This window comes from Streptomyces sp. AC512_CC834, assembly GCF_019049325.1.
Lineage (GTDB): Bacteria > Actinomycetota > Actinomycetes > Streptomycetales > Streptomycetaceae > Streptomyces.
In genome coordinates, this window is the sequence record NZ_JAGMUO010000130.1 from 214,813 (window position 1) to 224,466 (window position 9,654).

Below are 9,654 nucleotides of genomic sequence, written 5' to 3' on the forward strand. Positions count from 1 at the left end.
GGATACAGGCACAGGCTGTACCAGGCTCCGGCACCGCGACGCGCGCACACTTGGCGTATGGACAAACGGGAACTCGGGGCATTCCTCCGCAGCCGCCGCGAGCGGCTCCGCCCGCAGGACGTCGGACTAGCCCCCGGACCGCGACGCCGCACACCAGGTCTTCGCCGGGAGGAAGTGGCGGTCCTCGCGCACATCTCCACGGAGTACTACGTCCGGCTCGAGCAGGGCAGGGCGCCCCGCCCCTCGGCCGACGTCCTGGCCGCGATCGCGGGAGCGCTGCGGCTCACCGATGCGGAGTCCGACCACCTCCACGTCCTCGCGGGCACCGCGCCCAACCGAACCGGACTGCACCGGCGCGACGTCCGCCCGAGCATCCTCGCCCTCCTTGAGCGGCTGCCGCAGACGGCCGGCTTCGTGATGTCCGCCGCCTTCGAGATCCTCGCCTGGAACGACCTCACGGCCGCCCTCATGGAGGACTTCGCCCCGCTTTCCCCCAGGGACCGCAACTTCGCACGCCGCGCCTTCCCGGGGCCGCGATCCGGCGACGGGCAGTCCGGCGACACGCCACCGCTCTACGGGATCTCCGACGCCGCCGAGTTCCGCCTGCACGTCGTGATGGGGCTCCGCACCACCCTGGCCCGCTATCCCACCGATCCCGCGGTGACCGGCCTCGTCGACGAACTCCGCGACACCAGCCCCGACTTCGTCCGCCTCTGGGAACGGCACGACGTACAGGCCCCGCCGACCCTCACCAAGACCTTCCGCCACCCCGCCGTCGGCAAGGTCACCGTCGACTGCGACACCCTCGCCCTCACGGACCGCGACCAGCACCTCGTGCTCTACAGCGCCCCGCAGGGATCCCCCGACGCCGAGGCCCTGGCCCTGCTGAACGTCCTGGGACCAGAGGCCGCCCACAGCCTGCCGTAGCCCGCAAAGCTCGAACATGAATTCGACGCGCTGCGGATGTCGAGAACGGCCCACCGGCTCCGTCCCATGAACATCAGCGGCCACCACTGGCCACCGGCCACCACCGGCCGCACGGGAAACGAAGAGAAGAAGGAGAAACCGGCATGGCGATTCAGCGGATGGACAACGTCGGCATCGTCGTCGAGGACATGGACGCCGCCATCGCGTTCTTCGTGGAACTCGGCATGGAGCTGGAGGGCAGGACGGAGGTCGAGGGCCTCGTCGCCGACCAGTGCACCGGACTCGACGGCGTCCACTGCGACGTCGCGATGCTCCGCACCCCGGACGGTCACAGCCGCATCGAGCTGTCGAAGTACCGCAGCCCCGAGGCGATCAGCGCGGGGCCGCGCAACCGGCCGCACAACATCCTGGGCACGCACCGCGTCATGTTCGCCGTCGACGACATCAAGGACACCGTCGCCCGCCTACGCCCTCACGGCGCCGAAATCATGGGCGAGATCGCCCGCTTCGAGGACATCTATCTCCTCTGCTACCTCCGCGGCCCGGAGGGCGTCATCGTCGGCCTGGCCGAGCAACTGCACTGAGAAACAGCGGTAACGCCGGATTAACGCGGGGAGCTGTTGCATGTGCTTCGAGCACGGCACCGGCCACACGGTGCCGGCGCAGCCACCCAACGGAAGGAAACCGGCATGAAGAAGTACAGGAAGCTGATGCTGGCAGGCGTGATCGCCGTCGCGACGGCCGGCGGCACCGGGGCGGCGATGGCCGCCACCGACGGGGCGGAGAAGGCCAAGGTGACCGACTCGTACCGTACGCCGCACAAGAACGGTGATGGGTCGGAGGAGCGGGGCAAGACCAGCATCACGAAGGACGACGGCAAGCCCAGCTTCCAGAAGGACGGCCCCCCGCCCACCAACGGCGAGAAGCCGGAATTCCACTCCTACCGGGCGCGCTGACCCCGGCACACCACGATGGTGGAGCAGCAGCCGGCGCCGGCCGCTGCTCCGCCGTTCCCCGGCGTCTGCACTGCCGCGAGGTGGGCTCCGTCCGACGAAAGGATCACGAGGACATGCGGGTGTTGGTGGTGGAGGACGAGGGCCTGCTCGCCCACACGATCGCCGAGTGGCTGCGCGAGGAGACACACGCCGTCGACGTCGCCTACGACGGAGCGACTGCCCTGGAGCGTACGGACGTCAACGACTATGACGTGGTCGTCCTCGACCGCGACCTGCCGCGCGTACACGGCGATGACGTCTGCCGCCGCCTGATCGAGGCCGATTCCCCGGCGCGGGTGCTCATGCTCACCGCGTCCGCAGCCGTCACCGATCGGGTCTCCGGGCTGTCTTTGGGCGCCGACGACTATCTCACCAAGCCGTTCGCGTTGCCGGAGCTGGCCGCCCGCGTCCTCGCCCTGGGCCGCCGCACCCGCGCCACCTCGGCGCCCGTGCTGCGTCGCGCCGGCATCACCCTCGATCCCACCAGCAGGACGGTGACCCGCGACGGCCGCGCCATCGCGCTCACGAACAAGGAATTCGCGGTGCTGGCCGAGCTGCTGGCGGCCGACGGCGCAGCGGTCTCCGCCGAGCACCTCCTGGAGAAGGCCTGGGACGAGCACATCGACCCGTTCACCGGCGTCGTGAGGGTCGCCATTCTCAAGTTGCGCCGAAAGCTCGGAGACCCACCCGTCGTCGAAACCGTCACCGGAGTGGGGTACCGCATCCGATGACCTCGCTCACGCCCGGCCGCCCGCGCGTCATCCGGAACCTTCTCCGGAACCTTCCCCGGAACCGTTTCCGGCCTCGCCGCCTCACCCTGCGCGCCAGGCTCACCCTGGTCTACGGCGTCCTGTTCCTGGCCGCCGGCGTCGTGCTGCTCGGCACCACGTACGCACTGTTCAACCAGCAGTTGACCAGCGGCGGTTCCGGGCTCAGCACGCACAGCGAGGGCCAGGGCCAGGGCGAGGGCACCAATGCCCCACCACCCCCGGACAAAAGCGACTCCGGGCCCACCACGTCATCCTTCGAGGACCAGGAGCGACAGCGGCTCAACGACGCCGCCGCCACCACGTTCGTCACCCAGGGCGGTATCGCCCTGGGCATCGTCGGCGCAGCCGCCGGCGGCCTCGGCTGGCTCGTCGCCGGTCGCGTCCTGACGCCCCTGCACCGCGTCACCGACACCGCCGCGCGTATCGCCGCTGCCCCCGTCGCGGACCGCGGCCTGCACGAGCGCATCGCGCTGACCGGCCCCGACGACGAGGTCAAGGACCTCGCCGACACCTTCGACACCATGATCGAACGTCTCGGCCGCTCGTTCGACGACCAGCGTCGCTTCGTCGCCAACGCCTCCCACGAACTGCGCACCCCGCTCACGATCGGCCGTGCTCTGGTCGAGATGGCCATGCACCGCAAGACCGCCTCCGACGACGTCAAGCAGGTCGGCGAGCAGCTCCTGGACATCAACGCCCGCCACGAACGGCTCATCTCCGGCCTCCTGCTGCTGGCCGACGCCGAGAGTCACATCCCCGAGCCGACCCCCGTCGACCTCGCCGAAGTCGTCAGCCATGTGGTCGCCATAAGCGCCGAGGAGGCGGGGAAGGCCGGGATCGCCGTGTACGCGGAGCCCGGCACCGCCCCCACGGTCGGCGACCCGCAGCTCCTCGAGAGCATGGTGAAAAACCTGGTCGACAACGGTATCCGGCACAACACCACCGACGTCGGCGGCTGGGTCCGCGTCGTCAGCCGCAGCCGCGACGACCACGTCGAAATCGAGGTGAGCAACACCGGCCCCGACGTGCCCGCGTACGAGATCCCGTCCCTCTTTCAGCCCTTCCGCCGCCTGGGCACCGAACGCCTGGTCACCGCCAAGGGCTCCGGCCTGGGCCTGTCCATCGTCCGCGCCATCGCTCGCGCCCACCGTGGAAACGTCACCGCCCACCCCAACAAGACCGGCGGCCTCACCGTCACCGTCACCCTCTCCCGGCACGACGAGGGCCAGGGGTAGGGCTAGGGACAGGAACAGATGTCGGCGTCAGGGTGTCCCGTGCGGCGCCGGAGCCGCATCCCCGGCCAGGTGCAACAGCTTCCGGTACACCTCCGACACGATGTCCTCGAAGGACCGTTCCTCGCCGTCGCTCACCCAGCGCGCGAACGCGACCCCGAACACCGCGACGGCCGTCTGCGCCGCCACGGTGGCCGCCAGTTCGTCGACGCCGCGCCCGCGGAGGGACTCGGCGAGCGTCGTGGCGAGGGTGGCCATCTTGCGCAGCTCGCGTTCCTGGAGCGCGGGGTTCTCGTCGATCACGGCTTTGCGGGTACGGGCGTGAGGGCGGCGTTCCGCCGGGAAGTGGGACGCCGCGGCGCCCAGGGCGCGGGCGACGGTGTCGAGGGGGGACGCGTCGGGCGGCGCCGCGTCCACCCCCTCCAGGAATGCCTGGGCCAGCAGGTGCTGCCCGTAAAAGAGGGCCTCGCGCTTGTCACTGAAGTGCCGGAAGAACGTGCGCTCGGTCAGACCGACGGACTGAGCGATCTCCGTGGCGGTCGTGCGCTCGTAGCCGCGGGTCGCGAACAGTTCCAGCGCGGCCGCCTGCAGCCGCTCCGCGGTTCCGGGTTCCCATCTCGCCATGCGGTGAGTCTAGACACGGTGACTGGGGTGATGGCAGCGACTGACGTCGAGGCGTACAGTGATGTCTGTGACTGACGTCAGTCACAGACATCACTGTACGTCTGAACACTGAACCCGAGGAGCACGTCATGCGCGTTTTCGTCACGGGAGCCTCCGGCTGGATCGGCTCCGCCGTCGTCGACGAACTGCTCGCCACCGGTCACGAGGTCACCGGGCTGGCCAGGTCCGACACCTCCGCCGCGGCGCTGGAGGCGAAGGGCGCCCTGGTCCGCCGCGGTGACCTCGACGACCTGGACGGCATCCGGCTCGGGGCCGAGGCCGCCGAGGCCGTCATCCACCTGGCCAACAAGCACGACTGGGCGGACCAGGCCGCGACCAACGCGGCCGAGCGGGGCGCCGTGCAGACCATCGGCGACACGCTCGCCGGGAGCAGCCGGCCGTTCCTGCTCGCATCGGGGGTCGCGGGCCTCACGCTGGGCCGGCCCGCCACCGAGAACGACCCGAGCCCCGCCCACGGTCCCGACGCGCCGCGCGGCGGCACGGAGAACCTCGCCCTTGAATTCGTCGAGCGCGGCGTGCGCAGCGTGAGCCTGCGGTTCTCACCGACCGTGCACGGCGCGGGCGACCACGGCTTCGTCTCGATCATCGCCGCGGTGGCCAAGGAGAAGGGCGTCTCCGCCTACCCGGGCGACGGGACCAACCGCTGGGCCGCGGTGCACCGCACCGACGCCGCCCGCATGGTCGCGCTCGGCCTGGAGAAGGCCCCGGCGGGTTCCCGGCTGCACGCCGTCGCGGAGGAGGGCGTCACCACCCGCGCCATCGCCGAGGCCATCGGCCGCGCCTACGACCTCCCCGTCACCTCCATCGACCCGGCCGAGGCGCAGAGCCACTTCGGCTGGCTCGGCACCTTCTTCAGCCTGGACCTCGCCGCGACCAGCACCGTGACCCGGGAACTGCTGGGCTGGACACCCACCGGCCCGACCCTGCTGGAGGACATCGACGCGGGGGCGTACGGGGGGCGGTGACGCGACGGCGGCGACGGGTCCGGCCCCGCGGAGCCGGACCCGCCGGACCCGCTCACGTCAGACCTTCTCGACTCGCACGGAGCGTCCGGCGAGGAGTTGATCCATGTCGTCGGTGTCGGAGGTGAAGACGGTCGCCTGAGCACCCTGCGCGGCTTCCCTCCCGGCCACAGCCGCCAGAACGGCATCAATGGCGTACTTGTGCCCATGCAGGCCGGTCGCCCTGAGCATGTCGCGCGCCATGGCGATCACCTGGTCGTCCGTGTGGACGACGCGGATCTCCAAGGTCGTGAGCGCCGAGGTGACGATCGGGATGTCGAGCCGCGGAGCCGTCTTGACCAGCGCGGCCACCTCACGATCACCCTGAACCTGGCGAAAACCCGTTGGCGGAACCACGGCGGCCACTGCTACGTTTCCGGAGGCCGTGCGAGAGATCGAGGAGGTGGTACCCGTGAACGCAGTATCGACATGGGTGCTCCCCTCCGGGGTCACGGTCGGGCGATAGGCAGGTCGTCCGGGAGCGCCGTTCAATGGCACTCTTGAAGGGCACGACCATGCAATTCACTTCCGAACAGCGTCTCGACGACGCTGTCCTCGAGCGCGAGTTCACCCTCGGTGAGATCCCCGGCATCCTGTGGACGCCCGCGTCCGCGTCCGCACCGACGCCGCTGATCCTGCTAGGCCCCCCTCCTCTCGGGCTGCGCAAGGCGTACCCCCGGCTGGTGGCCAGAGCCCGGCACGCTGCGGCGGACGGCTTCGCCACGGCCACCATCGAGCTCCCCGGAAGCGGCGGCCGGCCCCGTTGGCCCGCCGCCGAGCAGGGCCGCGCCGATCTGCGCCGGGCGATGGAGGCGGGCGAGCCGGTCAGCGACGTGATCATCGACGCCCTCATCCTTCCGCTGGTCGACAAGGCGGTCCCGGAATGGCAGGCCGCCCTGGACGCTCTCCTCGCGCAGCCCGAGATCTGCGGCCCGGTCGGCTACTCGGGGGGAGTGATCTCCATCGGGACCCGGCTGGCGGTGGTCGAGCCGCGCATCTCGGCCGCCGTTCTGTTCGCCGGGAGTTTCGTCCCACGGGCCATGTTCGAGGAGGCCCGCCAGGTCACCATTCCGCTGCACGTCCTGCTGCAGTGGGACGACGAGGGGAACGACCGGCAGGCGGCCCTGGACCTGTTCGACGCCTTCGGCTCCAAGGAGAAGACCCTGCACGCCAACATGGGCGGACACACCGGCGTCCCGCAGTTCGCGGGGGACGCCGCGGGCCAGTTCTTCACCCGACACCTGACGTGACGCCGGGCCGTCAGGCCACCGGCAGACGGTAGCCGTATCGGCCAGGACACTGCCCATCCAGGGACAGGTCCCGGCCCTCCTCGGCTCTCTACACCACAGGGCTCCTGCCAGGCTCTCGGCAGGAGCCCGCGCTGCCCTAAGCCATGAACTGCTCAACATCTGCATGACATCACCGCCGCCTGCCACGACCACGTTCTGGCCCACCTGCGCGCAGTCGGCCTCGGTGCCCTCGCGGACCTCGGCTTCCGCGGCCTGGACAACGACGTACTCGACCCCGTGCCCCCTGGCGTGCCCAACGAACAGACACGCCGGGGCACGCTCTGGAGGGTCAGGAGTGCTGTGCAGCAACAAAGACTGCGACCCCTGTCAGCGCTCAAGGGAATGGGCTTCCGCTGGACTTGCGTGACACTCTGCTGCTCCCACCTCAGGGCTCAGGCCCGCGCGCCGCTGCCGCACCATGAATACAGCCGCGACGACCGAGAGCATCAGGAAGAACAGGGCGCCCGCGCCCGACATCACCGCCAGTACGGCTGCCCCGCCGCCCCCGACATCAGCTTCACGGGCGACTACCTGCGGATCGTCCGCCTGGTACCGGACGATCATTGGGCTGCCGACAGAGCTTTTGCCGCCGCCGCTGCCCACCGGAAGATCCGCCACCACGGTCCGTCCATCGGCCTCGAACTCGACCCGGCAGTGGCCCACCATGCACGAGCCTTTCGTGTGCAACGTCGCACGAGCCCGCTCGCCGTCTTGGAGAGAGCGCAGGTGCTGGGCCGCCGGAAGCATCACCAGCACCGACAGCGCGCCCAGCAGCAGCGCGAGCACCAGCGACGCCAGTACGGACGTGCGAGGTTTCAGGCCGCCGTTCTGCTGGTGTGTGCTGGAGGCACCTGCCTTCGATATGCCCTTCAGGACTCTCACCATCCGCTTCAGTTGGCGCCGAGGCGGTGTGCCCACGTCTCACACGTGGGGTGCACCTCGTACCCGTGTTGTGAACAGGGTAAGAAGTCTGGCGAGGTGGCATCAGGCACTGATTCGGCACATCTGGCACGGCCCGGCTGCCTGCTGTCGGCAACAAAGATCGGCGGAGCGGCTTTGGGCTGGAGCTGCCTTGGGGTGAGAGTGGTCACGGCTCTCCAGATCGGCCCCATTGTGACGTGTACACGCAATTTGACCTGAGCGTACAGCGAGAAGCCATGAGCCACATGGACCGGCTACTCAAGAAGAGGCACCCGCGCCTCGGTCGTCAGTCACTGCGCTCGTCGATGGCAGACGTGGATGGCACGGCCTTTACCGTGCGGACGACCTCACCCACCAGCAGGCTACGAGTCTGATCCGTAGCTCTGGAGCGGTCAGAGAAAGGACAAACCGCTGCTGTACCACGTCACAAGTCCACTCGGGACTCCGTCTCGCGGGACTCTCGTCGCATTACAACATGTGCCGGTCTGAACGGCAGGCTACGCAGGGTCGGTTCCATGGCCTTGAAGAGTGCCTCGGCATCCGCACCATAGGCGTACAGCACGGCATTGCCTCCGCCGAATTCATTCCCGTCGACCTCACCGACACCCGCTTCCTCGACCGCGGAGGTCATGGCCCGCTCGGCGTCGTAGATGGCTTCGCGCTCGGCGAGTGAGCCGTACTGGTCATCGCTCAGACGATAGTGGGCAATGACGGCTTGCTCCAGCGTCTCTGCTTCGGTGAGATCAAACAGTGTGTCCATACCCGCATGCTCCCACCCAGCTCTGACATCAGGCTCTCAGTTTGGAAGCTCGTGCGCTCTGATCTCGTCTCTCTCGGGTGTTGATGTCAGCCGCTGATGTCCCGAGGCAAGGGACCCATGACAGGTGGCCGTTCCGCCATCTGCCCGGAACACAGCATCTGGTGAGCCGGTCTTACGAGGTCCCCCGGCAACGGATCAATCCCACGGACTCGGACGGCCACAACATCGATGACCACGGGCGACCGAGGCGTCTGAATCCTGACAAGCCGCCACCGGAAGCACTCAGGCACGGCCTTGGCCGGTAGTTCTGTCACTGCCAGGCTGACCCATCGGTCGTAGACCGTCGGGTAGACATGGATGTCAGCGTTGCACAGGGCGCAGGTCTGCGGCTCCATGGACGTCACGTCGTCGGGGTCCGGATTCGGCCGGGGCGGCGCTGTGGCACCTTCGTCCTGTGCCGTCCGGTTGGCGAGTTCGTTCCAACACGTATCGCAGAGTTCGGCTATGAGATCGATGCGCCCCCGACTGTGGACAGTCGAGCCGGTCTTTCCACAGTGCTGGCATGAGCGCTCGTCACGGTCACCAGTCGACCCCATGCATTCGAGTGTGAGCGAATCAGAGCAAACGGCAGTAGGTCGCAAATCGGCCTTATTGGCAGGTCAATCGCGCATCACAAGGCTTTGCCCTACACCGCCGGCCAACGAAGCACGACCTTCCCCACCACTCACCCCAACTCCCATCCCGTTCGCCGTCGGCCCGCACACGGTGGAGCGGGCGTGGTTCATGGCGTCCAGGGGGAGCGCGTCAGCGCGAACGACCTCGGCGCCATGCGCCGCGTCTGCTCGGCGCTGCCTGGGTCGACGGCGGGTCGGGATGGGAGCACCCCACACACCCATCTACGGGCCCGCGGTCGGTGGCGGCGCCCCTTATCCGGGTGTGGGCCCGCGCCTCGTGCAGGCCCTTGATGAGGTGATGAGGTGTCAACGGTCATTGAGATGCCCAGGTGGGTGGCCGTTGGAGGCCCAGGCTGGTGGCCATCAGAAACCCAGGCGTGTGGCCAGTGGTGTTCCCGGGG

12 protein-coding genes are annotated in these 9,654 nt (G+C 69.0%); 7 read left to right on the top strand and 5 right to left on the bottom strand.

Going from position 1 to position 9,654, the window contains the following annotated elements; genetic code table 11:
* Nucleotides 1–57: 57 nt before the first annotated feature.
* The 5 genes from KUM40_RS40665 to KUM40_RS40685 all read left to right on the top strand — a co-directional run bounded on the left by KUM40_RS40665 (nt 58) and on the right by KUM40_RS40685 (nt 3,927).
* Complete coding sequence (locus KUM40_RS40665) at nt 58–927, top strand: helix-turn-helix transcriptional regulator (protein ID WP_217171420.1); 870 nt, start codon at nt 58–60, stop codon at nt 925–927.
* A gap of 143 nt (nt 928–1,070) precedes the next feature.
* A complete protein-coding gene (locus tag KUM40_RS40670; RefSeq protein WP_217171421.1) occupies nt 1,071–1,511 on the top strand; it encodes a VOC family protein in 441 nt (146 codons plus the stop codon).
* A gap of 105 nt (nt 1,512–1,616) precedes the next feature.
* The gene (locus KUM40_RS40675) at nt 1,617–1,883 is read left to right on the top strand and encodes a hypothetical protein (RefSeq protein WP_217171422.1); all 267 of its coding nucleotides are present in this window, start codon (nt 1,617–1,619) and stop codon (nt 1,881–1,883) included.
* Nucleotides 1,884–1,996: 113 nt separating this feature from the next.
* A complete protein-coding gene (locus tag KUM40_RS40680) occupies nt 1,997–2,653 on the top strand; it encodes a response regulator transcription factor (protein WP_217171423.1) in 657 nt (218 codons plus the stop codon).
* On the top strand, nt 2,650–3,927 hold the full coding sequence (locus tag KUM40_RS40685) for a cell wall metabolism sensor histidine kinase WalK (RefSeq protein WP_217171424.1): 1,278 nt from the start codon (nt 2,650–2,652) through the stop codon (nt 3,925–3,927). The genes KUM40_RS40680 and KUM40_RS40685 overlap by 4 nt, the downstream gene beginning before the upstream one ends.
* A 27-nt stretch (nt 3,928–3,954) precedes the next feature.
* On the opposite strand, the gene KUM40_RS40690 is transcribed toward KUM40_RS40685, so the two are convergent.
* The gene (locus tag KUM40_RS40690; protein WP_217171425.1) at nt 3,955–4,548 is read right to left on the bottom strand and encodes a TetR/AcrR family transcriptional regulator; all 594 of its coding nucleotides are present in this window, start codon (nt 4,546–4,548) and stop codon (nt 3,955–3,957) included.
* A 128-nt stretch (nt 4,549–4,676) separates the two neighbouring features.
* Between KUM40_RS40690 and KUM40_RS40695 the strand changes: the two genes are divergently transcribed.
* Nucleotides 4,677–5,573, top strand: a complete 897-nt coding sequence (locus tag KUM40_RS40695; RefSeq protein ID WP_217171426.1) for an SDR family oxidoreductase — start codon at nt 4,677–4,679, stop codon at nt 5,571–5,573.
* Nucleotides 5,574–5,630: 57 nt separating this feature from the next.
* Here the strand turns inward: KUM40_RS40695 and KUM40_RS40700 are convergent, their stop codons facing one another.
* A complete protein-coding gene (locus tag KUM40_RS40700; protein WP_308401346.1) occupies nt 5,631–5,921 on the bottom strand; it encodes a hypothetical protein in 291 nt (96 codons plus the stop codon).
* A 203-nt stretch (nt 5,922–6,124) separates the two neighbouring features.
* On the opposite strand from KUM40_RS40700, the gene KUM40_RS40705 reads away from it, so the two are divergent.
* Nucleotides 6,125–6,859 (top strand): dienelactone hydrolase family protein, encoded by a 735-nt coding sequence (locus tag KUM40_RS40705; protein WP_217171427.1) that lies wholly within the window; start codon nt 6,125–6,127, stop codon nt 6,857–6,859.
* A 366-nt stretch (nt 6,860–7,225) separates the two neighbouring features.
* Here KUM40_RS40705 and KUM40_RS40710 read toward each other — a convergent pair whose 3' ends face one another.
* The 3 genes from KUM40_RS40710 to KUM40_RS42565 all read right to left on the bottom strand — a co-directional run bounded on the left by KUM40_RS40710 (nt 7,226) and on the right by KUM40_RS42565 (nt 9,175).
* Nucleotides 7,226–7,783: a DUF3592 domain-containing protein gene (locus KUM40_RS40710; RefSeq protein ID WP_217171428.1), complete on the bottom strand. Its 558-nt coding sequence runs from the start codon at nt 7,781–7,783 to the stop codon at nt 7,226–7,228.
* A gap of 460 nt (nt 7,784–8,243) precedes the next feature.
* Nucleotides 8,244–8,579: a hypothetical protein gene (locus KUM40_RS40715; protein WP_217171429.1), complete on the bottom strand. Its 336-nt coding sequence runs from the start codon at nt 8,577–8,579 to the stop codon at nt 8,244–8,246.
* 86 nt (nt 8,580–8,665) lie between these two features.
* Nucleotides 8,666–9,175, bottom strand: coding sequence for a DUF6083 domain-containing protein (locus KUM40_RS42565; RefSeq protein ID WP_308401347.1), 510 nt, complete (start codon nt 9,173–9,175; stop codon nt 8,666–8,668).
* Nucleotides 9,176–9,654: the final 479 nt, after the last annotated feature.

Excerpts from the sequence above, each read along its gene's own strand:
- KUM40_RS40710 (WP_217171428.1), bottom strand. The coding sequence starts at position 7,783 with ATGGTGAGAGTCCTGAAGGGCATATCGAAGGCAGGTGCCTCCAGCACA.
- KUM40_RS40685 (WP_217171424.1), top strand. The coding sequence starts at position 2,650 with ATGACCTCGCTCACGCCCGGCCGCCCGCGCGTCATCCGGAACCTTCTC.
- KUM40_RS40670 (WP_217171421.1), top strand. The coding sequence starts at position 1,071 with ATGGCGATTCAGCGGATGGACAACGTCGGCATCGTCGTCGAGGACATG.
- KUM40_RS42565 (WP_308401347.1), bottom strand. The coding sequence starts at position 9,175 with ATGGGGTCGACTGGTGACCGTGACGAGCGCTCATGCCAGCACTGTGGA.
- KUM40_RS40665 (WP_217171420.1), top strand. The coding sequence starts at position 58 with ATGGACAAACGGGAACTCGGGGCATTCCTCCGCAGCCGCCGCGAGCGG.
- KUM40_RS40680 (WP_217171423.1), top strand. The coding sequence starts at position 1,997 with ATGCGGGTGTTGGTGGTGGAGGACGAGGGCCTGCTCGCCCACACGATC.
- KUM40_RS40675 (WP_217171422.1), top strand. The coding sequence starts at position 1,617 with ATGAAGAAGTACAGGAAGCTGATGCTGGCAGGCGTGATCGCCGTCGCG.
- KUM40_RS40695 (WP_217171426.1), top strand. The coding sequence starts at position 4,677 with ATGCGCGTTTTCGTCACGGGAGCCTCCGGCTGGATCGGCTCCGCCGTC.
- KUM40_RS40715 (WP_217171429.1), bottom strand. The coding sequence starts at position 8,579 with ATGGACACACTGTTTGATCTCACCGAAGCAGAGACGCTGGAGCAAGCC.
- KUM40_RS40705 (WP_217171427.1), top strand. The coding sequence starts at position 6,125 with ATGCAATTCACTTCCGAACAGCGTCTCGACGACGCTGTCCTCGAGCGC.
- KUM40_RS40690 (WP_217171425.1), bottom strand. The coding sequence starts at position 4,548 with ATGGCGAGATGGGAACCCGGAACCGCGGAGCGGCTGCAGGCGGCCGCG.